The organism is Paenibacillus faecis, from assembly GCF_008084145.1.
Classification (GTDB): domain Bacteria; phylum Bacillota; class Bacilli; order Paenibacillales; family Paenibacillaceae; genus Fontibacillus; species Fontibacillus faecis.
Window position 1 is genome coordinate 464,369 of sequence record NZ_VSDO01000002.1, and the last position, 24,385, is coordinate 488,753.

Genomic DNA, 24,385 nt, shown 5'->3' on the forward strand with positions numbered 1-24,385 from the left:
GTTTTGGTAATAATAAGGATAGGGTTGTTGTTCAGAAATTGACGGAGGGGTAACTTATGCTGCTTAAAGATTTAGCGACTTATATCATCGGAAGCGAAATCCGGGGCGATGCCGGAACGGAATGCCGGGGAATCTCGATCGATTCGCGAAAAATATCGCCCGGAGATTTGTTTGTTTGTCTGCCGGGCCATACGGTCGACGGTCATGACTATGCGAAGAAGGCGGCGGAAGCGGGAGCTGCGGCGCTCGTCGTGCAGCGCTGGCTGGACGATGTCACGCTGCCGCAGCTTAAGGTCAAGGATAGCCGGGTGGCAATGGCGGTGCTGGGTAATGTGTTCTTCGATTTCCCCAGCTCCCGTATGAAAGTGATCGGAGTCACCGGCACGAACGGAAAAACGACGACGACGTATTTGATCGAACGGATCTTGCAGGATCAAGGGAAATCAGCCGGTTTGATCGGGACCATCCAGCGCCGGTATGCCGGGCAGACCTTCCCGATGTCCGGAACGACGCCGGAGTCGCTGGATTTGCAGCGTTATTTACATGAGATGATCGAAGCCGATACGGATTACTGCGTCATGGAGGTTTCCTCGCACGCGCTGGATCAAGGCCGGGTCAAAGGAACGAAATTCCGCACGGCGGTATTCACCAACTTGACGCAGGATCATTTGGACTATCACAAATCCATGGAAGAATACCGCGCGGCGAAAGGGTTGTTTTTCTCGCGCCTCGGCAATACTTATGCTTCTTCTCCCGAGGAGCGCAGCTACGCCGTTCTTAATGCGGACGATCCGGCTTCCGCCTATTTCGCCAAGCAGACGGCGGTGGAAATTGTGACCTACGGCGTGGATCAAGAGGCGGACGTGAGGGCTTCAAATATCAGGATTACCGCAAAAGGCACAACTTTTCACGCGGATACTTTCCTGGGAAATATCGATATCACGTTGAAGATGGTAGGAAAGTTCAATGTGTATAACGCATTGGCGGCGATGACGGCCGCCCTGCTCGAAGGGGTTTCCCTGCAGGACATCAAATCGAGCCTGGAAGCTATTCCGGGTGTGGACGGACGGGTCGAAGCGGTGGACGAAGGGCAGTCCTTTGCGGTGATCGTGGACTACGCGCATACGCCGGACGGTCTTGAAAATGTGTTGAACGCCGTCAACGAGTTTGCCAAGGGACGGGTCATCTGCGTGTTCGGCTGCGGAGGCGACCGGGACCGGACCAAGCGGCCGATCATGGGTAAAATCGCGGCTCGTCTGTCCGGCTATGTCATCGTGACTTCCGATAATCCCCGGACGGAGGATCCCGAACTCATTCTGAAGGATATCGAGGCGGGGCTGGAAGAGGACGGGGTGCCGCGTGAGCGCTACGAGCTTATTGTGGACCGCCGCGAAGCGATTCAAAAGGCTATTGAAATGGCAAGCCCCGAAGATGTAGTATTGATTGCGGGGAAGGGCCATGAGACCTATCAATTGATCGGCAAAGAGGTGCACGATTTCGATGACCGGATCGTCGCCAAAGAAGCGATAAGGGGTTTGAACAAGTGATTAAACGTAAATTAGCGGACATCGCCGCGATGGCCGGCGGACAATTAGGAAATCCCGGCGATGCCGATGTACTTATTGAAGGGGTTACCACCGATTCCCGCCGCATCTCGCCGGGCTGTCTCTTTATCCCGTTAGCGGGCGAGCGGTTTGACGGACATGATTTTGCCAAGGACTGCCTTCAGGCAGGGGCCGGCGCGGTGCTTTGGTCGAAATCCCGCGGAGAAGCTCCGGGGCCTTGCGTACTCGTTGACGATACGCTCGAAGCCCTTCAGCGCCTCGCCAAGCATTATTTGGCGGCCAGCCATGCCCGCGTGGTGGGGATTACGGGGAGCAACGGAAAGACGACGACCAAGGATCTGCTTTTTTCGCTGCTGGCCACGACATTTAAGGTTCATAAAACGCAGGGCAACTACAATAACCATATCGGGCTTCCGCTGACGGTCTTGTCCATGCCGGAAGATACGGAAATCGCCGTGCTTGAAATGGGGATGAGCGGGCGGCATGAAATCGAGCTTCTGTCCAAGCTCGCGGAACCCGAAGCGGCCATCGTCACGAACATCGGGGAGGCGCATCTGCTGCAGCTCGGTTCCCGGCTGGAAATCGCCCGTGCCAAGCTGGAGATTTTGTCCGGGCTCAGAGAGGGAGGGCTTTTTGTCTATAATGGGGACGAACCCTTGATTACCCAGGTTCTGGAGGAACCGGCCACGGCAAAACCGGCCAATTTGAAGCTCTCGACGTTCGGAATCGCCCCCGACAACGCGGATTATCCGGTCGGGATTATGCACCTGGAGGACAAGACGGTGTTTACCTCGCACGCACTCGGCGACACGCCTCTTGAACTGCCGCTTCCCGGCGAACACAACGTCGTGAACGCGTTGGCTGCGCTGACTGTAGCCAGATACTTTGGCGTGGCCGCACCTGCGCTGGCCGAAGGGCTGAAGCGGGTGGAACTGACGGGGATGCGCATCGAGACCGTTCGCGGCGTCAGCGGGATCACCATCCTGAACGACGCTTACAATGCCAGTCCGGCTTCGGTGAAAGCGGCGATCGGGGTATTGGAGAAGAAGCGCGGCTACCGGCAAAAAGTCGCCGTCCTCGGCGATATGCTTGAACTTGGCGAGGATGAGGTCGAGTATCACCGGGAAGTCGGCAGGTTTCTGGATCCCGGGAAAACGGATTTGCTGTTTACCTACGGCAAACTCGGAGCGGCCATTGCCGAAGGAGCGGCGGAACGTTTGGATAACGAACGCATATTCTCCTATCAGGATAAAAACGAGCTGATCGATGCGCTGATCTCCCGGCTGCATCCGCAGGATGTCCTCCTGGTCAAGGCGTCCCGGGGCATGAAGCTGGAGGAAGTCGTCGACGCGGTCAAATCCAGCAGCCTTCATCGATAAAACCGGCGAAAGGGGGGTGATCCCATTGGACTTTGGACTCATACTATTAACGATTGGCGTATCTTTTATATTAGCGGTGATCTCGGCCCCTTTGCTGATTCCACTGCTGCGGCGTTTGAAATTCGGGCAGCAGATCCGCGGCGAAGGGCCTCAAAGCCACCAGAAAAAGGCCGGCACGCCGACCATGGGCGGCATTATCATCATTTTGGCGTTCACGCTCGCTTTTCTTAAGTTTTCGGTCGTGAATACCGACTTCTACGTCTTGTTGATCTCGACGCTCGGCTTCGGGCTCGTCGGGTTTCTGGACGATTACATTAAAATCGTGTTTAAACGATCGCTGGGACTGACGCCGAACCAAAAAATGTTCGGGCAGCTGCTGTTTTCCGGCATTATTTGCGCGCTCTTGATTTCCGAAGGGCACAGCACGGCCATCGGCATTCCAGGGACCGGCCTATCGTTCGACTGGGGCCCGTGGTTTTATTATCCGTTTATCATTTTTATGCTGATCGCCATCACCAATGCCGTCAATTTTACCGATGGCCTGGACGGCTTGCTGTCGGGGATAAGCGCGATCGCCCTGGGGGCTTACGCGGTCGTTGCGATGCAGGCGACTTCTCTTCCGGCGGCGGTTTGCGCGGCGGCCATGATCGGTGCCGTTCTCGGGTTTCTGGTCTTTAACGCGCACCCGGCCAAGGTATTTATGGGCGATACGGGTTCCCTCGGCATCGGGGGTGCGATCGGAGCCATCGCGATTATTACGAAGAGCGAGCTGTTGTTCCTCGTTATCGGCGGGGTCTTCGTCATTGAAATGTTATCCGTCGTTCTGCAGATCGTTTCTTTCAAAACGCGCGGCAAACGAATTTTTAAAATGAGCCCGATCCATCATCATTTCGAACTTTCGGGATGGTCGGAGTGGCGCGTCGTCGTCACCTTTTGGGCTGTCGGCCTGCTGCTGGCGGGCATCGGACTTTATTTGAACAAGGGGCTGTAGAGATGAAACATCCAGATGAATACCGGGGCCGCCAAGTGGTTGTTCTCGGACTAGCGAAGAGCGGAGTGCAGGTTGCCAAAACCCTTCACCGAAGCGGTGCGGTCGTTACCGTCAACGATAAGAAGACGAGAGAGGAATGTCCCGAAGCATCCGAACTGGAAGCTTTGGGAATTTCTGTTGTATGCGGGGGTCATCCGGAAGGATTGATTCACGCGGGGGTCGACCTGGTCGTCAAAAATCCGGGAATCCCGTACAGCGCGCCGCCCGTGGCCAAAGCGGAGAAATTGGGCATCGAGGTCGTGACCGAGGTGGAGGTGGCTTATCATCTGACCGAAGTTCCGATTATCGGCATTACCGGATCCAACGGAAAAACGACAACGACGACTTGGATCGGTAAAATGCTGGAATCCGCCGGACTGCATCCGATCATCGCCGGGAATATCGGAACACCGCTGTGCGCGGCGGCGGAAGAGGCCCGTCCGGAAAACCGGCTGGTGGTCGAACTCAGCAGCTTTCAGCTCAAAGGAACCCGGGAGTTCCGCCCGGCGGTGGCGGTGCTGCTGAATGTCGCCAAAACTCATCTGGATTATCACGGCACGATGGAGGATTATGTTGCCTCCAAAGCCAAATTGTTCGCGAATCAGACGGACTCAGATACCGCGGTATTAAACTGGGACGACCCTGTCTGCCGCGAGCTGGTCCCTTATATCAAGGCGAAGCTGCTCCCCTTTTCCATGGCGGAGGAGCTGCGGACGGCGGGCGTTTATGTCCAGCCGTCCTTTATTCCCGGCGTTCAAGATAACTTGACCCGGCATATCGTTTACCGGGATGAAGCGGGTGCGGAACACCGCATTCTCGACATTGCGGAAATCGGCTTGGCCGGCCGCTTCAATATTGGGAACGCGCTGGCGGCCGTGGCGGCCTCGCTGACGGCCGGCGCCGCTCCCGAAGCGCTTGTAGAACCGCTTCGATCCTTCCGGGGCGTCGAGCACCGGCTTGAGTTCGTGGAGGTCAAGTCCGGGGTTGCGTATTACAACAATTCCAAGGCGACCAATTCGAAAGCGACGGTTACGGCGTTAGGCGCTCTGGATCGGCCGATCGTGCTGATCGCCGGCGGCCTGGACCGCGGCTCCGATTACATGGAGCTGCTGCCCGCCTTTAAGGAGAAAGTCAAGGCGGTGGTGGCCATCGGCCAGACGAAGGAGAAAATCGGCCGGGTCGCCGAACTCGCGGGTCTAAGCGATATCGTGCTGGTCGATACTGGAACCAGCGCCGCCGATACCCTGCGGGAAGCGATCAAAGCGGCCGCGGGTCTGGCCGCCGATGGGGACGTCGTGCTGCTGTCCCCGGCTTGCGCCAGCTGGGACATGTTCTCGTCCTATGAAGAGCGTGGACGCATTTTTAAAGAGGCGGTGCATACCCTTTAAGTAGGGGGGTGGAAAAGCCCCTACTTTCTGTCAAGAGGTGGCTTCCACGATGGTCAAAAACCGTACGGCACCGGATTTTTGGTTAATGGCCAGCATTATCGGCCTGCTGGTGATCGGGATTGTGATGGTTTACAGCGCGGGCTCCGTACTCGGTTTTCACGATTACGGCGATCCGTTTTATTTTGTGAAACGGCAGTTGTTCTTTGCCGTCCTCGGTTTGGTGGCCATGTTCTTCACTATGAACCTGGACTACCGGATCTTGAAAAAGTATGCCAAAGTCGCTTTGCTCGCCTGTTTCGTGCTGCTCGTCGCCGTGCTGATCCCCGGCATCGGGGTTGTGCGCGGCGGGGCGCGGAGTTGGCTCGGCATCAGTTCGTTCGGCATTCAGCCTTCCGAGTTTATGAAGCTCGGCATGATCCTGTTTCTATCGGTCTGGCTGAGCAAAGAAGATTACCGGATCACCCACTTTACGCGGGGCCTTTTGCCGCCGCTCGGGTTGATCGGCCTCGCATTCGGACTGATCATGCTTCAGCCGGATTTGGGGACGGGCACAGTGATGATGGGCGCCTCGATGCTCATCGTGTTCACGGCGGGGGCGCGCATCAAGCATCTGGCCGGTTTGGCTTCCATCGGTGTGATCGGCTTCGTCGGGCTCATTCTGGCGGCCCCTTATCGGCTGCAGCGGATCACCGCTTTTCTGGATCCTTGGTCCGATCCGCTGGGAGCCGGGTATCAGATCATTCAATCGCTGTATGCGATCGGCCCCGGGGGGCTCGCCGGGCTGGGACTCGGGATGAGCCGGCAAAAGTACAGCTATGTGCCCGAGCCGCAAACGGACTTTATCTTTTCGATTTTAACCGAGGAATTGGGCTTTATCGGGGGCATGCTGGTGCTCCTGCTGTTTATGATTTTGGTTTGGCGCGGCATGAGGGTAGCGATGACGGTTGACGATATGTTCGGCAGCCTGCTGGCGGTCGGGATCGTCGGCATGGTGGGCGTACAGGTCGTTATCAATATCGGGGTTGTCATTGGCCTCATGCCCGTCACGGGGATTACGCTGCCGCTCATCAGCTATGGGGGCTCTTCCTTGACATTGATGCTGACGGCACTCGGAATTTTATTGAATTTATCACGTTATGCGAGGTGAGGATATGCGCGTCGTTCTGAGCGGCGGCGGTACGGGGGGACACATTTACCCCGCGCTGGCCGTGGCAAGCAGGTGCGCTGCGGAATTTCCGGAATCCGAATTTTTATATATCGGCGGACAGCGGGGCTTGGAGAGCACCCTGGTTCCGAAAGCGGGTATTCCTTTTGAGGCGATCGATATTACGGGCTTCCGGCGGAAGCTTTCTTTTGAAAATATGAAAACGGTCATTCGTTTCCTGAAAGGCGTCAGCCGTTCGAAGCAACTGCTGCGGGAGTTCAAGCCGGATGTCGTGATCGGTACGGGCGGCTATGTTTGCGGGCCGGTTGTTTACGCGGCAGCGAAGCTGGGCATTCCGAGCGTGATTCATGAGCAGAATGCGGTGCCCGGGCTGACCAACCGCTTTCTTAGCAAGTATGTCTCTACGGTCGCCGTAAGCTTTGAAGGCTCGGAGCAGGCTTTTCCGGGGGCGAAACATGTAATATACACCGGAAATCCGCGGGCGACTACCGTTTTTGAAGCGGACAAAAACAAAGGCTTCGCTTCCTTGGGACTGCCGCAGGGCAGTTCCATTGTGCTCGTTGTCGGCGGAAGCCGCGGGGCAAAAGCGATTAACCGCGCGATGGTCGAAATGGCTCCATTCGTGCGGAATTTGGGACATTTATCGTTTGTTTATGTTACCGGGGATACCTACTACGAGGCTACCCTCCGGGAAATTCAAACTCAAACGGGCGGAGTCCCGAAAAATCTGATGGTTAAGCCTTACGTCCACGATATGCCCGTAGTGCTCGCGGCGACATCGTTGATCGTGAATCGCGCCGGCGCCTCTTTTCTTGCGGAAATGACTTCGCTGGGCATTCCGTCCATTCTCATTCCGTCGCCGAACGTAACGAACAACCATCAGGAAAAAAATGCAAGGACTATGGAAAAAGCGGGCGCGGCCCGCGTGATTTTGGAACCGGACCTGAACGGACAGCGGCTTTTCTCGGCCATCAAGGATATCATGTTGGACCCGAGCCTTCACGCCTCCATGTCCGAATCGTCGCGCAAGCTTGGAAAGCCGGAATCGGCCGGCCTGATCGTGGAAGAAATGCGGCGGCTTTCCGCAGGTTCACGCAAGTAACGGGGAAATCCGGCAGCTTTGGGCGAGTGTCACACTCTTCATTAAGAGGGCATAAGATACCCTATAAATCGTGACATTCTTACTTTAGTAAGGGATCGGGAAGAAGGGCGCTTTTTCCCCGTTCCATTGCGACCTAAGGCGCCGGGTTTCTCCGGGGCAATACCGGATCATTCTTGCGCTAGAGAAACAAAAAAAGAGGGTCCGGCATGTTTAAGAGGAGGGATTTTGCGATGCAGCAGTGGCTATCGAAATTATCGCAACTTGAAGTCGGAACGGTACTGCTTAACGAACCGATGTCGAAATACACTACATGGAAAATCGGCGGTCCCGCTGACGCTTTGATCGTTCCCGAGAATACGGAACAACTTGCGAGTCTCATTCGCCTGCTGCACGCAGAGCAGATTCCATGGATGACGATCGGCAAGGGCTCCAACATGCTCGTTTCGGATAAAGGCATCCGCGGTGCCGTTATCAAGCTGGGCAAGGATCTGGAGGACATCGAGTTCCGAGGAACGGACGTTACGGCCGGAGGCGGCGCGTCCTTCGTCAGATTAAGCATCATGGCCGGGAAGAACGGTTTGACCGGCCTGGAATTTGCCGGCGGTATACCCGGAACGGTGGGGGGAGCCGTTTATATGAACGCCGGCGCGCACGGGTCCGATGTGTCACGCATATTTAAATCCGCTGAAATTGTTCTGGAGACAGGTGAATTGGTAACTTACGGAGCTGAGGAAATGGAATTCGCTTACCGGCATTCCGTTCTGCACGAACGTCCGGGCATTGTGGCCCGAGCCCATTTCTCGCTGGAAACGGGCGACCGTCTGGAAATTGCCGCCGCCATGGCGGCTTACAAGGACAGGCGCCGCAAAACACAACCGCTGCAGCAACCCTGTGCAGGTAGCGTGTTCCGCAATCCGTCCGGAGATCACGCCGCCCGGCTGATCGAAGCAGCCGGCCTGAAGGGCCGAAGGGTGGGCGGAGCCGAAATATCCGAACTGCATGCCAATTTCATCGTCAATACCGGGCAAGCGACAGCAGAGGACGTTCTTACGCTCATGGAGCAAATCAAGGACACCATTTATTCCAAATATGAGATCGCACTGGTGCCGGAGGTCTACTTCGTGGGTGAACGGTAAACTCGGAGGTGATACATTGGACAAATTGGTGATCGAAGGCGGGAGACCCCTATCAGGATCCATTCGCATCCATGGAGCTAAAAATGCCGCTTTGCCGATTATGGCGGCCTGCTTGCTGACGGAAGGCAAGGTGAAACTTCGAAATGTCCCCCGGCTGCTCGATATTGACGTCATGCTCGGAATCCTGGACCGTTTGGGATGCACGGTAATCCAGAAAGAGGATACGGTTTTCGTGGATACGGTCGGGGTCGACTCCAGCCATGTACCTGAAGACTTAATGAAGCAGATGCGGTCTTCGATATTCCTGATGGGTCCTCTTTTGGCGAGATTCGGCGAGGTTTGCATTTACCAGCCCGGAGGCTGCGCCATCGGCGAACGGAAAATCGACCTGCATTTGCGGGGGCTGCAGGCGCTGGGAGCCGAGATTGAAGAGAGTCACAACCAAATCTGGTGCAGGGCCTCCAGGTTGAGAGGGAACGATATCCATTTGGACTTTCCCAGCGTCGGAGCGACGGAAAACATCATGATGGCCGCCACGCTGGCGGAAGGCACGACCACGATTTCAAACGCCGCCAGGGAGCCGGAAATTCAGGATCTGCAAAACTTTCTGAACGCCATGGGCGCGAACGTGATCGGGGCGGGTACGGATGTCATCACCATACGCGGAGTACGGGCGCTTGAACCTTGCGATTACGAGATTATCCCCGACCGGATCGTGGCGGGAACCGCACTGATTGCGGCGGCAGCCACGCGCGGTACAGTGACGTTAACCCATTGCAACCCTTCCCACTTGACCGCGCTGTTCCATGTGCTGCGGCGCGCCGGTGTTCAAATCGGGACCTGCGATGATATAATAACCGTAAGCAGCAGCGGCCGTCCGAAGTCCGTAGAGCGAATCATAACTTCGCCCTACCCTTCTTTTCCTACCGATTTGCAATCCCAGGTTATGGTGCTGCTGTCGCTGGCCGACGGACTCAGCCTGATGAAGGAGACGGTATTCGAAGGGCGATTCAAACATGTGGATGAATTGGTGCGCATGGGAGCGGACATTTCGGTGGACCTCAACACCGCTTTTATCCGCGGGGTGCCCCGATTATACGGAGCCACCGTGGAAGCCACGGACTTAAGGGCGGGGGCGGCTCTCGTCATCGCCGGATTGGCGGCTCAAGGGAAAACCGTTGTCGAGCAGGTGCATCACATCGACCGCGGCTACGACCGAATTGAAGTGATGTTCAAACGGCTGGGCGGTGTCATGCACCGGGAGACGCCGGCATTGAAGCAATTGGATTTGGCCTGATCCTGATCGGGATGGTCCCCTCCGCCGGAGGGGATACAGGCTTTATTTTAGATGATATCGGAGAAATGATATGCCAAAAACGACAGTGCCTTTACTTAAAGAACCCCAGCAGAAAAAGAAAAGCAGCCGGAAGCTTGCCGGCATTCTTTTTCTGCTCGTTCTCATCTTGCTTTGTGTATTATTCTTCCGTTCCTCTATCAGCAAAATTTCGGAAATCTCTTTCGAGGGGAATACCTATCTTTCCGATCAGGAGCTGCTGGACATTTCCGGTTTGAAGGTCGGCGCGCCGTTTTTTGGGACAAGCGGTTCTAAGATCGAGTCCAAATTGTCCGGGATAAAGTCTATACAGGAAGTCCGCGTGGACAAGTCTTTTCCGGGGAAAGTCCGGGTTGAGATTCAAGAGTACCCCGTCGTCGCTTACGAGCTGACCGCGGACGGTCAATTGAACGGACTTTTGGCCAATGGAACGAGGGTGAATCTCGATAACGGCACCATGCCGATCGAGAAACCGATATTGACGGGCTGGTCGCCGGATGATCCTAATTTGCCCAAACTTTGCGGCACCTTGGCTAACATTCCGGATGCCTTAACCACGGAAATTTCGGAGATTACGCCTTCGCCGACCGTCTCCTACCCCGACCGGATCAAGATGTATACCAGATCCAAATTCGAAGTGATATCGGCGGTCTCCGTATTGGCGGAAAAAGCGGAGTATATGAACATGATTATGGATTCCCAGGACCCGGGGATTTTGACCCTGCTGGATGCCGACACTTACGTGCCGTACGAGACATCTGAAGATGAACCGGACGGTGAAAATGATACTACTCATAAGTAACAATCAATGATAAAATACGTTTTATGGGCTAGTTTCCTTGTCCCCTCTTTTTTTCTTTTTTTTACCCACGGAGAGTCTGGGGTTTGCAACGCTGATATGTAAAACTTGGAAACCAAAAATATTGTAGAAAAAAGAGGGAAAGATTAAACGGCGTTGAATATGTAGAGAGTGCATTTTTACAGTGACATTATATTTTTATTTGGAAAACAGGAGGTGCCAGGGGCTTGAGCAACAATGACATCATTGTTAGTTTGGACATCGGTACATCCAAAGTTCGTGCTATTATTGGGGAAATTAGTAATGGAACCTTTAATATTATTGGGGTTGGATCTGCCGACTCGGAAGGAATTCGCAAAGGCGCGATTGTAGATATTGACCAGACGGTTCAGTCGATCCGCAGTGCTGTGGACCATGCCGAACGGATGGTGGGTATTCAAATATCGGAAGTGTATGTCGGCATTTCGGGAAATCATATCGGACTCCAAACGAGCCATGGGGTAGTAGCGGTTCAAAACGAAGACCGGGAAATCGGCGAAGACGATATTGATCGTGTCTTGAAGGCAGCTGAAGTGATCGCACTTCCTCCGGAGCGTGAAATCATCGACGTTGTCGCCAAACAGTATGTGGTGGACGGACTGGAGGGAATTAGTGATCCGCGGGGAATGATCGGTGTACGTCTTGAAGTGGAAGCGACGATCGTGACCGGGGCCAAAACAGCGATCCATAATTTGCTTCGCTGTGTGGAGAAATCCGGGCTCAAGATTCGTGATCTTGTGTTGTTGTCGCTGGGCGCGGGCCAATTGGCGCTCTCGAAGGACGAGAAAGTTATGGGCTCTGTCCTGGTGGACATCGGAGCCGGATCGACGACGATTGCCGTCTTTGAAGGCGGAACCATCGTGGCGACATCCACGTTGCCGATCGGGGGAGAGTTCATAACGAACGATATCGCGTACGGATTGCGTACGCTGACGGATCAAGCCGAGAAGGTGAAGCTGAAGTACGGCTGCGCCTCCATGGAGGACGCCGCGCCGGACGTTACGTTTAAGGTGACCCGTATCGGCAGCAATGTGGACAAGGAATTCACCCAGGAAGATCTGGCTGCGATTGCGGAGCCGCGGGTTCAGGAGATTTTCCAGTTAATCGGGCAGGAAGTCAAGCGGCTTGGTTACAATGAACAACCAGGCGGTTATATACTTACGGGAGGTACGGTCTCCATGCCCGGTTTGCTCAAGATCGCCCAGCAGGAACTGGCCGCCAGCGTTCGTGTTGCCGTGCCTGATTATATCGGTGTGCGTGACCCCGGGTATACGGGCGGCGTCGGGATATTGTACAAGGTGATCAAGAACATTCGGGTCCGCAATGCGTCGGGACCGAAGAAATCGGCGAATCGTCCGAAAACGCCGGGGCCGCAGGAGACTACCCGGAAAACGGGCGGCGTCATGGAACGCCTCAAGAAACTATTCAGCGAATTTATATAATTTGGAAAACCGCGATGGACGGGCCATCCATGCACAATGAGGGGGAGATGGAATAGTATGTTGGAATTTGATTTTGAAATGGAGAGCTTGGCTCAAATAAAAGTCATCGGATGCGGCGGCGGCGGAAGCAATGCCGTCAACCGGATGATCGAGAACGGAGTTCAGGGCGTAGAATTCATTACGGTGAATACGGATGCCCAGGCTCTGCATTTGGCCAAGTCTGAGCATAAACTGCAAATCGGCGATAAACTGACCCGCGGACTTGGTGCCGGCGCGAACCCGGAAGTCGGCAAGAAAGCGGCGGAAGAATCACGGGATTTGATCGCAAACACGCTGAAAGGCGCCGACATGGTGTTCGTTACCGCGGGAATGGGCGGCGGAACCGGCACGGGGGCAGCTCCGGTCATCGCGGAGATCGCTCGGGAATGCGGTGCGCTTACCGTTGGAGTCGTAACCCGTCCGTTTACCTTTGAGGGGCGCAAGCGTTCCTCGCAAGCCGATATGGGAATTGAAGCGCTGAAAGAAAAAGTCGATACGCTGATCGTCATTCCGAACGACCGCCTGCTTGAAATTGTGGATAAGAAAACGCCGATGCTGGAGGCGTTCCGTGAGGCGGATAACGTGCTGCGTCAGGCCGTTCAAGGCATCTCCGACCTGATCGCCGTTCCCGGCTTGATCAACCTTGACTTTGCCGACGTAAAGACGATCATGACCGAACGCGGCTCCGCGTTGATGGGGATCGGTCTTGCCAACGGCGAGAACCGTGCGGCGGAAGCGGCGCGCAAGGCGATTATGAGCCCGCTCTTGGAAACCTCGATCGAGGGAGCTCGCGGTGTAATCATGAACATTACCGGCGGCGCGAACCTTTCGCTTTATGAAGTCAATGAAGCCGCGGAAATCGTCATTTCGGCTTCCGATCCCGAGGTGAATATGATTTTCGGAGCGATCATTGACGAGAACATGAAGGACGACATCAAGGTGACGGTCATCGCGACCGGCTTTGAACACAAAGCGCCGCCGATGATACCGGGCCGCAAACCTGCGGCGGGCGTTTCGGAGCCACAGGATCACCGTGCTACGTCCTCCACGCTGAGACCCTTCGGGAATCAGCCTAGCGGAGACCAGTTGGATATCCCTACCTTCCTTCGCAATCGTCGCAACAATAACGAATAACATTTATCGCAAGTCTTCCCCGAAGACCTTGTCCTGTTGCCAGGACAAGGTCTTTTTTAGCTGGAATGAACCGATGCCCAGGTCCGCTTTAACCGGAAAAACGCCATGATCCAAGTACGCAGGTTGATGCAGCAAGCGGATGGCGGAGATTCGAAGGGATCGCAGGGATTCGCAGGGATTCGCAGGAAAAACTACGGCACGACAAAATTAGTGGGCCTCCGCTTTCAATTTTAGACAGACTTTACATAGGGAACTCTTTATACTGATAAGCATCTCCACGTCAATAGGCGCTAGATTTTAAGAGCCGAAGCGGGCAGGTGAGGAATGTATGGTCGTTTATATCGATTTGATTTTTTTAATGAACCTGCTGATCGATGCCGCACTGCTTGCGGTGACCGCCTGGTTGAGAAAACGAAAGGTGGTTTACTGGCGCCTGGGTTTGTCGGCCGTGGTTGGGGCGTCCTATGTGGTGATGATGTTTCTTCCGGCATTGTCGTTTTTGTTTACGTTCCTCGTCAAATTTTTGTTTTCCGTCGTCATGCTCTGGATCGCTTTCGGTTTTGGCGGTTTACAGCATTATTTACGGAATCTGGGAGCGTTTTACATGGTGAATTTTGCGGCAGCCGGCGGAATTATAGGCATTCATTATCTTTTGCAAAGCTCAGGCGAGATATGGAACGGGATTTGGTATTCGGCGTCAGGCGGGCTCGGATTTTCGCTTCAGGTCGGAGCGGTGTTTACGCTGGTCCTGTTTGCTATCGTTTTGTTCTGGTTCAAAGGGGTCGTCTCTACCCGAAGACGGCAGGAAATGATGACCTCCTATCTGGCGGATATTCAGGTTCGCATCGGAGACGCGGTGGTTAACTGCACGGGACTGATCGATACGGGCAATCAATTGACCGATCCGCTCAGCCGGCTGCCGGTCATGGTCATGGAGGCCTCCTTGTGGAAGGACTTTCTGCCGGATTTGGAGGGCGGGGAAGGGCGCGGGAACCAGGCGGACAACCTTATCGTGAAATGGACGGAGGACGAATCCTTTCCTTGGCGGGATCGGCTGCGTTTGGTCCCGTTTCGCGGCGTCAACAAGGGATCGCAGTTTATGCTGGCCCTAAAGCCGGATGAAGTGGCTGTCCGGAAGGACGGCGGGGAATTTATCACCTCCCGTGTGCTTGTGGGGCTGGACGGAGGGAGTTTGTCGGCGGAAGGCCGATTTCAAGCGATCATTCATCCGGCATTGATCGAGGATTCGGCGGAAAGCGGGAGCAGCAAGGGGACGGAAACGGCGAGTCCGTCGGGAGCGGCGGGGCCCCCGTTCAACGGATATGCAAAAAGCGGATAAACCCGGGCGATATGCCTAGCGGAAAAACGGGAACGTAATAGTGGGAGGAAGAAAGCCATGCGTGTAAAGTGGAAGCTGATGCTGCAATTGCAGTACTATCGTCTGTTATTTTTATTTGGACTAAAAAGCGAAGAAATCTATTATATCGGCGGGAGTGAAGCGCTGCCGCCTCCATTGACGCGCGAGGAAGAAGAATATTTGCTCCAGAAGCTCTCGACCGGCGATTCCGCGATCCGGGCCATGCTGATCGAACGGAATCTCAGACTGGTCGTTTATATCGCCAGAAAGTTCGAGAATACGGGCATCAATATCGAGGATCTGGTTTCCATCGGTACGATCGGGTTGATCAAGGCGGTCAACACGTTTGATCCCGAGAAGAAAATCAAATTGGCGACGTATGCCTCCCGCTGTATCGAAAATGAAATTTTGATGTATCTGCGCCGCAACAGCAAAATACGGACGGAGGTGTCTTTTGACGAGCCGCTCAATATCGATTGGGACGGAAACGAGCTTCTGCTGTCCGATGTGCTGGGGACGGAGAACGATACGATTTACCGCAATATTGAAGAGCAGGTCGACCGAAAGCTGCTGCACAAGGCGCTCGACAAGCTGAGCGAGCGGGAACGGATGATCATGGAATTGCGCTTCGGATTGGTGGACGGGGACGAAAAAACCCAAAAGGATGTGGCCGATCTCCTTGGGATTTCGCAATCGTACATCTCGAGGCTGGAAAAGCGAATTATTAAGCGTTTGCGCAAGGAGTTCAACAAAATGGTGTAGATGCCGCTTCCCCAAAGGGGACAGGTTCAGGAATAAAAATACAGCCCGAGGAGATAATGATCATTAATGTTTCTCCTTGGGAGGTAAAGACTTGATGACCCGAAACAAAGTCGAGATTTGCGGCGTCGACACCGCAAAATTGCCCGTTCTAACCAATGCGGAAATGCGTGAATTGTTCCACTCTTTGCAGCAGGACCACGTAAGATCAGCCAGAGAAAAGTTAGTGAATGGCAACCTCAGACTCGTACTGAGTGTCATCCAGCGTTTCAACAATCGGGGGGAGTATGTAGACGACTTGTTCCAAGTAGGCTGCATCGGACTCATGAAAGCTATCGATAATTTCGATTTATCGCAGAACGTCAAATTTTCGACCTATGCGGTGCCGATGATTATCGGGGAAATTCGCCGGTATTTGCGCGATAACAACCCGATCCGCGTCTCCCGCAGTTTAAGGGATATCGCCTACAAGGCACTGCAGATGCGCGATAATCTGACGAACAAAAATTCCCGCGAGCCGACGATTTTTGAAATTTCGGAGGCGCTGGGCCTGCCGAAGGAGGACGTCGTTTTTGCCTTGGACGCGATCCAGGACCCCGTCTCGCTGTTTGAACCGATTTACCATGACGGGGGGGACCCGATCTATGTCATGGATCAGATCAGCGACGACAAGAATAAGGACGTTTCCTGGATTGAAGAAATCGCTCTAAGAGAGGCGATGCAACGGCTGGGGCGCCGGGAGAAGATGATTCTGTCGATGCGCTTTTTCGAAGGCAAAACCCAGATGGAGGTCGCCGATGAGATCGGCATCTCTCAAGCCCAGGTATCGCGTTTGGAGAAAGCCGCCATTTTGCAAATGCAGAAACATGTAAAATCGTAAGTCCGCTGATGCAGCCCGATTTTATGCGGTCCCTTTTATAGGGACCTTTTTTATTTGCCGAAACGGTTCAGGCGGTTTAATGTTTTGGGGGGATGAATCATATAGTAAAAGAAGACAGGAAAGAACGGGCGCTTGGGGGGCGAAGCGGATGAATAATGTGGTCAGGGCAAGCATGAAAATCTCGGATTTTCAAACGAAGGATGTGATCAATGTCGTGGACGGCAAACGTCTCGGACATATCAGCGACCTCGAGCTGGATTTGAGGCAGGGGCTCATCGAAGCGATCGTCGTCCCGGCCAGCACCAAGTTTCTCGGATTGTTCGGCAGCGGCGGCGATTTGATTATTCCATGGAAAAACATCGTGAAAATCGGCTCCGACGTCGTACTCGTAAAGATGGAGGAGCTGCGGGAATCGCGGACACCGACACCCTACGAGACCACGGTGTATATCGACCGGGACGGCAGGGCCGAACGGCGCGGGTGAACGAAGGCCGTCTCTTTATGGTACACTGGTAACAGCGCCCTAAAGCGATGCAAGTGCGCTTGGGCTTTTGGATGATGCGCAATACATCAGGGGGAGATGGATGATGGAGCCGTTTATTAGAAATCCTATAGCAAACGAGCCTGAACGCTATGAACTTAAAGCGTGGGAAAATCTCATGCCGGGACTGACCGCAGGGTTTACGGGACGTTCCGGCGGGGTTGGCCGAGCTCCGTACGATAGTTTAAATCTCGCGCTTCATGTCGGAGATGAGGCGGAGGTGGTCGTGGCCAACCGCCGTCGGCTGGCCGAAGCGCTGGGATTTGAGCCTGAGGCGTGGACCTGCGGAGAGCAGGTTCACGAAAGCAACGTTGCGGTCGTAAGGGCGAAGGACCGGGGAAAAGGATATTTGAACCGGGAGAGCGCCTTTCAGCATACGGACGGACTGGTCACCAATGAACCGGAGCTATTGCTGACTTCTTTTTACGCCGATTGTGTGCCGCTTTATTTTATGGATCCGGTTCGCCGAGTCGTCGGCTTGGCACACGCGGGGTGGAAAGGGACGGTTGCCCGAATCGCCGAGTCCGTTATCGACACTATGGAGCAGCAGTTCGGGAGCTCCCGAAGCGACATCCGTACCGCCATCGGCCCCAGTATCGGAGGTTGCTGTTACGAAGTGGATGAGCGGGTCATGGCGAAAGTCAGGGAGGCTTTAGCGGCGATTGGGGAGCCGGACGGCGAGGGCCGGATTTCAGCCTCCTCCGCCCAGGAAGGCCGAACCATGCTGAACTTGAAAGAAATGAATCGAATTATTATGATAAAAGCAGGAATATTGCCGACGCATATCGAATGTACAAGTTGGTGTACAAGCTGCCGGAACGAGTTGTTCTTCTCCTATCGCAAAGATGGGGGAGTCACCGGAAGAATGGCAAGCTGGGTTGGTTTGAAAGAGAGGTGATCCTTCTTGTCTCTTCAGGAAGCGATACAGCATGTCAACGAAAGGATCGTCGCGGCCTGCAAACGCAGCGGCAGAAATGCCGAAGAGGTCCGAGTCATCGCCGTAACCAAATATGTGTCAAGCGCCAAGACACGCGCGGTACTGGATGCCGGTATTCAACATTTGGGGGAGAACCGCCCCGGGGTGGCGGTGCCGAAATGGGAAGAGCTAGGCGGGCGGGGGATATGGCATTTTATCGGCCATCTTCAGAGCAGAAAGGTTAAGGAGATTGTCGGGAAGTTTGAATATATCCATTCACTGGACCGGTTGTCGCTGGCCCTGGAGCTGGACAAGCGGGCAGCGGCGGCGGGGGTCGAGGTCAAAACCTTCCTGCAGGTGAATGTCTCGGGCGAGGCGTCCAAACAGGGGGTCAAGCCGGAAGAGGCGGAACATTTTCTTCGCGAGATCAGGGAGTTAAGCCATCTTAAAGTGATCGGACTGATGACGATGGCGCCGGAGGTGGAAGATCCCGAGCTTACCCGGCCCGTTTTTCAAGGGTTGCGGGAGCTGAGGGATCGACTGAACGCAAGCGGTGCCTGGAAGGAGCCGATCAGCGAATTGTCCATGGGGATGTCGGGCGATTTTGAAGTGGCGGTCGAAGAAGGGGCGACCTGGGTACGCCTCGGTACTCTTTTAGTTGGGAAAGGGGAGGAGACTTAATGGGAGTTATGAATCGGTTCATGAACTTTTTGGGCCTGCAGGAAGAGGAAGAAATCGTGGAGCGCGAAACGGTGCGCGGGCAGGATGAGCCGGAATACGAACCTCCGAGCTTCGAACCTCGCAAGACGCCAAGGGGAAGCAATGTGGTAAGCATTCATTCGCAGAAGAACGTCAAGGTCATCCTCTATGAACCGCGATCTTATGACGAGGCGCAGGAAATCGCCGATCACCTGCGGTCCCATCGCAGCGTTGTCGTGAATTTGCAGCGGGTTCGCAACGACCAGGCGATGCGAATCATCGATTTTCTGAGCGGGACGATTTACGCCCTAAGCGGCAGCATCTCCAAAATCGGCGCGAACATCTTTCTCTGCACACCGGACACGGTGGAAATTCAGGGGTCGATTACGGAGATCCTGACCGAGGATTTAGATTACAACAGAATGAGGTGAAGGCAGCTTGGGGAGCCATACAATTGAGAGCATAGTACTGCTTCTGTATCAAATTTATTTCTATATGGTGCTCGTTTACATTTTGATGTCTTGGGTGCCTAACATCCGGGAGAGCTTCATCGGCGAGCTTCTGGGGAAGCTGGTCGAGCCGTATTTGGCTCCGTTTCGGAGGTTTATCCCTCCGCTGATGGGGATGATCGATTTTTCGCCGATCATCGCTTTGTTCGTGCTCAGGCTGGCGGCCTTCGGTTTGATCAGCGTGCTGAATTATATCTTTGTCGGGTGATCTAAGCTATGCGGACCGACATCTACGCACATTTTAAACCGGAAGAACGCCCTTTTGTCGATCGGGCGTGGGAGTGGGTTGTCCATGCCGGGGATTATCATGAAGTCAAGCTGAGCGACTTCCTGGACCCGCGGCAAAGCTATATTTTGCAGACGCTCGTGAACCGCCATCCGGACGCCGGATTACGATTGGACGGCGGGTACGGCGAAGCGGAGCGGAGACGCGCGCTGATCGGACCGGACTACCGGGATCTGGATAGCGAAGATATGGGAATGAAGGTGCTCTCTATCTCGTCCCAGGATCAGAAGCTGTCGACTTTACAGCACGGGGATTATCTGGGGGCGATTCTGGGACTCGGGCTCAAGCGGGATAAAATCGGCGATATCCATGTACGCGAAGACGGCTGTCATGTGATCGTGGCGGAGGAGATCGCACCGTTTCTGAGCATGAATTTGCATCAGGTGCATCGTGTAAGCGTTATGACCGATATATTGGATCTGGATGCCCTGAAGACGTGTGAACCCGAGCTGGAGCCGCTGGACCTTACGGTGGCTTCTTTACGTTTGGACGGAATCGTCAGCGACGTTTACAGACTTAGCCGCAGCAAAATCATGGTGCCGATTAAGGCCGGGCGTTGCCGGGTAAACTGGAGAACGGAGGAGGATCCCTCGAAACTGCTCAAAGAAGGCGACGTTGTAGCGCTTCAAGGGTTCGGGCGCTTCAAGGTATTGGAATGCGGGGGCGTGACAAAAAGTGGGAGACTCCGCGTTAAAGTCGGTAAATTTGTGTGAAGGCTTTGCAGGAGTTCGGCAATTCCTGTCGAATTTACTACCTACGATTGAGAAGCGGCTTCCCGCAAGGGAAGGTTCGAATACATTAGGAGGTGCGGATCATGCCATTAACCCCGCTGGATATACATAACAAGGAGTTCTCTAGGCGCTTGCGCGGCTATGATGAAGATGAAGTCAATGAATTCCTTGATCAGGTCATCAAGGATTACGAAATCGTGATCCGGGAGAATAAAGAACTTCATAATCAGCTGCTTGCGCTCCAGGAGAAATTGGATCATTTCGCCAATATCGAGGAGACGCTCAGCAAGACGATTATCGTGGCTCAGGAAGCGGCGGACGAAGTGAAGAACAACGCGAAGAAGGAAGCGCAATTGATCGTGAAGGAAGCCGAGAAGAATGCGGACCGGATCGTTAACGAATCGCTGGCCAAATCGCGCAAGATCGCCATGGAAGTCGAGGAGCTGAAGAAGCAGGCTTCGATTTACAGAGCGCGGTTCCGCACGCTGGTGGAGGCGCAGCTGGATTTGCTCAGCCAGGAAGGCTGGGAATCGCTGGACAGCACCCGGGATCGCTCCTTCGAACCAGAGCAGAGCCGCGAGGTCAAAGAAATTTATTAAATCAAGCCCGGGTTGACATAGCCTGCGGTCATAAGTTATAAATATTATGATACATGACTGGCAGCCGCCGGTCTTACATGTGATTCGATGATGGGAAGCAGTACGCGGCGATTTTGTTCCCCAGAGAGTTGGCACCTTCGCTGAAAGCCAATGTCCAAGACGCTGACGGAAGATCCTCCCGGAGAAGCCTGGCTGAATTTCCCGAGCGGAAAGCGTAAGCTATGCCGGCCGCCGGCCGTTACACCGGCCCCATATGAAGCGTATGGGATCAAAGTGTCACACGTACGGGATTAAATCGACCCTGCCGTGTGAAACAAGGGTGGTAACGCGAGCGATAAGTCTCGTCCCTTTTGGGGCGGGGCTTTTTTTGTTTCACTTTAGATTTGAAGAGAAAGGAAGTCGAAGAAAGTCATGAAAAAAGTCGACGTCAAAGAGCAAGCCCGGACCCGGGATTTGCGGATGCTGAACAAATGGAGCAGCGAGAACACATTTAAACGCAGTATTGAAAACCGGGAAGGGCGGCCGAATTACGTATTTTTTGAAGGACCTCCGACAGCCAACGGCATGCCGCATATCGGGCATGTGCTCGGCCGGGTGATCAAGGACTTCGTCGGCCGTTATCAGACGATGAAAGGGTATCGCGTCGTCCGGAAAGCCGGTTGGGATACCCACGGTCTTCCGGTAGAGCTCGGCGTGGAGAAAGAGCTGGGCATCTCCGGAAAGCAGGAGATCGAGAATTACGGAATCGAAGCGTTCGTTAAAAAATGTAAAGCGAGCGTTTTCGGCTATGAGAAGCAGTGGCGGGAATTTACCGAGGCGATCGCCTATTGGACGGATCTCGACGATCCATACATTACGCTGGATAACAAGTATATCGAAAGCGTGTGGAACATCCTGGCTACGATTCATGACAAGGGGCTGCTGTACAAAGGGCACCGGGTCAGCCCCTACTGTCCGTGCTGTCAGACTTCCCTCAGTTCACATGAAGTGGCGCAGGGGTATGAAGATGTTAAGGATTTGAGTGCGACCGCGAAGTTCAAGCTTGATGAAACGGGAGAGTATGTGCTGGCTTGGACGACCACGCCTTGGACGCTGCCTGCCCACGTAGCGCTGGCGGTTAATCCGGACATGGAATATGCCAGAGTGAAGCAGGAGGACGGTGTGTACATCGTCGCCAAGAATTTGGTGGAGAAGGTGATGAAGGGCGACTACAGCGTTGAATCCACCCTGAAGGGTTCCGAGTTGGTCGGCAAAACCTATGCCTCCCCATTCAGCTATATCCAGGCGGAGAAGGTGAACGTCATCGTCGGCGCTTCGTTCGTCACCGATGCGAGCGGAACGGGGATCGTGCACATGGCACCGGCCCACGGGGAAGACGATTACCGGACATGCCGGGAGAACGGCGTCAGCTTCGTCAGCGTGGTGGATGGGCAAGGCCGTTACACGGAGACCGTCACCGATTTTGCCGGCCGTTTCGTCAAAGACTGCGACCTGGATATCGTAAAGACCCTCTCGGAAAAAGGGCTGCTGTACAGCAAAGAGAAATACGAGCACAGTTACCCGTTCTGCTGGCGGTGTAAGTCGCCGCTGCTGTATTACGCGATGGACAGCTGGTTTATCGCGACGACGGCGGTGAAAGACCAACTGATCGCCAATAATAATTCGGTAACCTGGTACCCGGGACACGTTCGTGAAGGACGTTTCGGCAAGTTCCTGGAAGAGCTGGTGGACTGGAATATCAGCCGGAACCGCTATTGGGGCACTCCGCTGAACGTATGGGTGTGCAAGGACTGCGGAGGTCAGTTCGCGCCGCACAGCATTGCCGAACTGCGGGCTAAAGCGATCGGCGAAGTCGGTGAAGACTTGGAACTGCACAAACCTTATGTGGATGAAGTCCGCGTGAATTGTCCCCACTGTGAAGGCGGAGTGATGGAGCGGACGAGCGAAGTGATCGACGTATGGTTCGACAGCGGCTCGATGCCGTTCGCGCAGCACCATTACCCGTTCGAGAACGAAAAAACGTTTGAAGAGCAATTCCCTGCGGATATGATTTGCGAGGGGATCGACCAGACCCGCGGCTGGTTTTACAGCCTGCTGGCCGTTTCGACGCTGTTTACGGGCAAAGCCCCATACAAAGCCGTTATCGCCACCGGACATGTACTGGATGAGAACGGCCAAAAAATGTCCAAATCCAAAGGCAACGTTATCGACCCTTGGGACATCATCAACGAATTCGGTACCGACGCGTTCCGTTGGGCGCTGCTTTCCGATAGCGCCCCTTGGAACAGCAAACGCTTCTCCAAGGGGATCGTAGCGGAAGCGAAATCCAAGGTGGTCGATACCTTGGTCAATACGCACGCGTTTTTGACTCTGTATGCGAGCATCGACGGCTACAAACCGGAAGAGCATGCGTTCCGTCCATCCGAGAACAAGCTGGACCGCTGGATTCTGTCCCGGCTTAACAGCTTGATCGGAACGGTTGATAAAGGGCTGGCGGTCAACGACTTCGTCAACACCTCGCGAGCGATCGAAGGCTTTATCGATGAACTCAGCAACTGGTACATCCGCCGTTCACGCGACCGTTTCTGGGGCAGCGGGCTTGGCGAGGATAAGATTTCGGCCTATCAAACCCTGGTGCATGTGCTGTTAACGCTGTCCAAGCTGATGGCTCCGTTCACGCCGATGCTGTCCGAAGATATCTTCACGAATCTGGGCGGCGGAGAAAGCGTGCATTTGGCGGATTATCCGAGGGCGGACGAAGCTTTGATCGACAAGGCTTTGGAGGCGGATATGGAAAGCGCGCGGCAAATCGTCGAGCTGGCTCGCAACGTTCGTAACGAAACGGGCATCAAAACGCGCCAGCCGCTCTCTAGTCTCATCGTGTCGATGGACCGGGAGTTTGCGGTTTCCGAATACGAGGAAATCATCAAGGACGAGATCAACGTGAAGGCGATTGAAATCGAGTCGAGCGACAGCGGATTCGTCGACTTTACGCTGAAGCTGAATCTCAAGGTAGCCGGGAAGAAATACGGCAAAAACGTCGGTTTTCTGCAAGGCTTCCTTAAAGGGCTGCCGGCGGAGGAGACCCGCAAAATCGTGGAGACCGGCGGGGTGGACGTCGTTTCCCCTGAAGGTGAAGAACTGCATGTAGCCGTGGAGGAACTGCTGGTCGAGAAACAGGCGAAAGCCGGTTTCGCCTCCGCTTCGGGATACGGGCTTACCGTGGCGCTGAACACGGACATTACGCCGGAGCTTGCCCAAGAAGGCTGGGTGCGCGAAGTGGTGCGTGCCGTTCAGGATACGCGTAAGAAACTCGATTTGCCGATTGAAAAAAGAGTACATTTGGCCCTGGAAGTGGATGAGGAGCTTAAAGCGGCCATTCAGGCTTTCGAAAACGTGCTGAGGGATAATGTCCTGATCACGGACGTGTCCTTTGAAAGCTTGAACGGAAGAGGCGAAACCATCGACTTGGGAAACAAAAAGATCGGGGTTTTCATTCAAGATTAAGTGTTGAAATAAAGCTTGGACAGGAGCGGGCTTCAGGAAAAGTATGAGGC

The 24,385-nt window shown here is 54.5% G+C and carries 22 protein-coding genes and 1 other annotated feature; all 22 genes read left to right on the forward strand.

Annotated features, from left to right (window positions below; genetic code table 11):
* Nucleotides 1–56 precede the first annotated feature (56 nt).
* The 22 genes from FRY98_RS09905 (at nt 57) to ileS (ending at nt 24,335) form a co-directional block, all read left to right on the forward strand.
* The gene (locus FRY98_RS09905; RefSeq protein ID WP_148451595.1) at nt 57–1,547 is read left to right on the forward strand and encodes a UDP-N-acetylmuramoyl-L-alanyl-D-glutamate--2,6-diaminopimelate ligase; all 1,491 of its coding nucleotides are present in this window, start codon (nt 57–59) and stop codon (nt 1,545–1,547) included.
* Nucleotides 1,547–2,944 carry a UDP-N-acetylmuramoyl-tripeptide--D-alanyl-D-alanine ligase gene (locus tag FRY98_RS09910; RefSeq protein ID WP_148452646.1) on the forward strand — a complete coding sequence of 466 codons (1,398 nt, stop codon included), beginning with the start codon at nt 1,547–1,549 and terminating at the stop codon, nt 2,942–2,944. The genes FRY98_RS09905 and FRY98_RS09910 overlap by 1 nt, the downstream gene beginning before the upstream one ends.
* Before the next feature lie 25 nt (nt 2,945–2,969).
* Entirely contained in the window at nt 2,970–3,935 is a 966-nt protein-coding gene (mraY, locus tag FRY98_RS09915) for a phospho-N-acetylmuramoyl-pentapeptide-transferase (RefSeq protein WP_148451596.1), read from the forward strand.
* Nucleotides 3,936–3,937: 2 nt separating this feature from the next.
* Nucleotides 3,938–5,362, forward strand: coding sequence for a UDP-N-acetylmuramoyl-L-alanine--D-glutamate ligase (murD, locus tag FRY98_RS09920; RefSeq protein WP_148451597.1), 1,425 nt, complete (start codon nt 3,938–3,940; stop codon nt 5,360–5,362).
* A gap of 49 nt (nt 5,363–5,411) precedes the next feature.
* Nucleotides 5,412–6,509, forward strand: coding sequence for a stage V sporulation protein E (gene spoVE, locus FRY98_RS09925; RefSeq protein WP_148451598.1), 1,098 nt, complete (start codon nt 5,412–5,414; stop codon nt 6,507–6,509).
* A gap of 4 nt (nt 6,510–6,513) precedes the next feature.
* Nucleotides 6,514–7,629: an undecaprenyldiphospho-muramoylpentapeptide beta-N-acetylglucosaminyltransferase gene (gene murG, locus FRY98_RS09930; protein WP_148451599.1), complete on the forward strand. Its 1,116-nt coding sequence runs from the start codon at nt 6,514–6,516 to the stop codon at nt 7,627–7,629.
* 230 nt (nt 7,630–7,859) lie between these two features.
* On the forward strand, nt 7,860–8,765 hold the full coding sequence (gene murB / locus FRY98_RS09935) for a UDP-N-acetylmuramate dehydrogenase (protein WP_148451600.1): 906 nt from the start codon (nt 7,860–7,862) through the stop codon (nt 8,763–8,765).
* Between the two features lie 16 nt (nt 8,766–8,781).
* A complete protein-coding gene (murA, locus tag FRY98_RS09940) occupies nt 8,782–10,062 on the forward strand; it encodes a UDP-N-acetylglucosamine 1-carboxyvinyltransferase (protein ID WP_148451601.1) in 1,281 nt (426 codons plus the stop codon).
* A gap of 70 nt (nt 10,063–10,132) precedes the next feature.
* On the forward strand, nt 10,133–10,900 hold the full coding sequence (locus FRY98_RS09945) for a cell division protein FtsQ/DivIB (protein WP_148451602.1): 768 nt from the start codon (nt 10,133–10,135) through the stop codon (nt 10,898–10,900).
* Nucleotides 10,901–11,124: 224 nt separating this feature from the next.
* The gene (gene ftsA, locus FRY98_RS09950) at nt 11,125–12,378 is read left to right on the forward strand and encodes a cell division protein FtsA (RefSeq protein WP_148451603.1); all 1,254 of its coding nucleotides are present in this window, start codon (nt 11,125–11,127) and stop codon (nt 12,376–12,378) included.
* A 57-nt stretch (nt 12,379–12,435) separates the two neighbouring features.
* Nucleotides 12,436–13,551, forward strand: coding sequence for a cell division protein FtsZ (ftsZ, locus tag FRY98_RS09955; protein WP_148451604.1), 1,116 nt, complete (start codon nt 12,436–12,438; stop codon nt 13,549–13,551).
* Between the two features lie 328 nt (nt 13,552–13,879).
* Nucleotides 13,880–14,890, forward strand: a complete 1,011-nt coding sequence (gene spoIIGA / locus FRY98_RS09960; RefSeq protein WP_148451605.1) for a sigma-E processing peptidase SpoIIGA — start codon at nt 13,880–13,882, stop codon at nt 14,888–14,890.
* 57 nt (nt 14,891–14,947) lie between these two features.
* Complete coding sequence (gene sigE, locus FRY98_RS09965; RefSeq protein ID WP_148451606.1) at nt 14,948–15,670, forward strand: RNA polymerase sporulation sigma factor SigE; 723 nt, start codon at nt 14,948–14,950, stop codon at nt 15,668–15,670.
* A gap of 94 nt (nt 15,671–15,764) precedes the next feature.
* Entirely contained in the window at nt 15,765–16,547 is a 783-nt protein-coding gene (gene sigG, locus FRY98_RS09970) for an RNA polymerase sporulation sigma factor SigG (protein ID WP_148451607.1), read from the forward strand.
* Between the two features lie 148 nt (nt 16,548–16,695).
* Nucleotides 16,696–17,031, forward strand: a complete 336-nt coding sequence (locus tag FRY98_RS09975; protein ID WP_148451608.1) for a YlmC/YmxH family sporulation protein — start codon at nt 16,696–16,698, stop codon at nt 17,029–17,031.
* Nucleotides 17,032–17,134: 103 nt separating this feature from the next.
* Nucleotides 17,135–17,986, forward strand: a complete 852-nt coding sequence (gene pgeF / locus FRY98_RS09980) for a peptidoglycan editing factor PgeF (RefSeq protein ID WP_170287089.1) — start codon at nt 17,135–17,137, stop codon at nt 17,984–17,986.
* A 6-nt stretch (nt 17,987–17,992) separates the two neighbouring features.
* On the forward strand, nt 17,993–18,685 hold the full coding sequence (locus tag FRY98_RS09985) for a YggS family pyridoxal phosphate-dependent enzyme (protein WP_148451610.1): 693 nt from the start codon (nt 17,993–17,995) through the stop codon (nt 18,683–18,685).
* Entirely contained in the window at nt 18,685–19,134 is a 450-nt protein-coding gene (locus FRY98_RS09990; RefSeq protein ID WP_148451611.1) for a cell division protein SepF, read from the forward strand. The genes FRY98_RS09985 and FRY98_RS09990 overlap by 1 nt, the downstream gene beginning before the upstream one ends.
* Before the next feature lie 7 nt (nt 19,135–19,141).
* Nucleotides 19,142–19,420, forward strand: coding sequence for a YggT family protein (locus FRY98_RS09995; protein WP_225038956.1), 279 nt, complete (start codon nt 19,142–19,144; stop codon nt 19,418–19,420).
* Between the two features lie 8 nt (nt 19,421–19,428).
* Nucleotides 19,429–20,211, forward strand: a complete 783-nt coding sequence (locus FRY98_RS10000) for a YlmH family RNA-binding protein (RefSeq protein ID WP_148451612.1) — start codon at nt 19,429–19,431, stop codon at nt 20,209–20,211.
* A gap of 101 nt (nt 20,212–20,312) precedes the next feature.
* Nucleotides 20,313–20,828 (forward strand): DivIVA domain-containing protein, encoded by a 516-nt coding sequence (locus tag FRY98_RS10005; protein WP_148451613.1) that lies wholly within the window; start codon nt 20,313–20,315, stop codon nt 20,826–20,828.
* 78 nt (nt 20,829–20,906) lie between these two features.
* Nucleotides 20,907–21,180, forward strand: a binding site (T-box leader).
* Nucleotides 21,181–21,239: 59 nt separating this feature from the next.
* Complete coding sequence (gene ileS / locus FRY98_RS10010) at nt 21,240–24,335, forward strand: isoleucine--tRNA ligase (protein WP_148451614.1); 3,096 nt, start codon at nt 21,240–21,242, stop codon at nt 24,333–24,335.
* Nucleotides 24,336–24,385 lie beyond the last annotated feature (50 nt).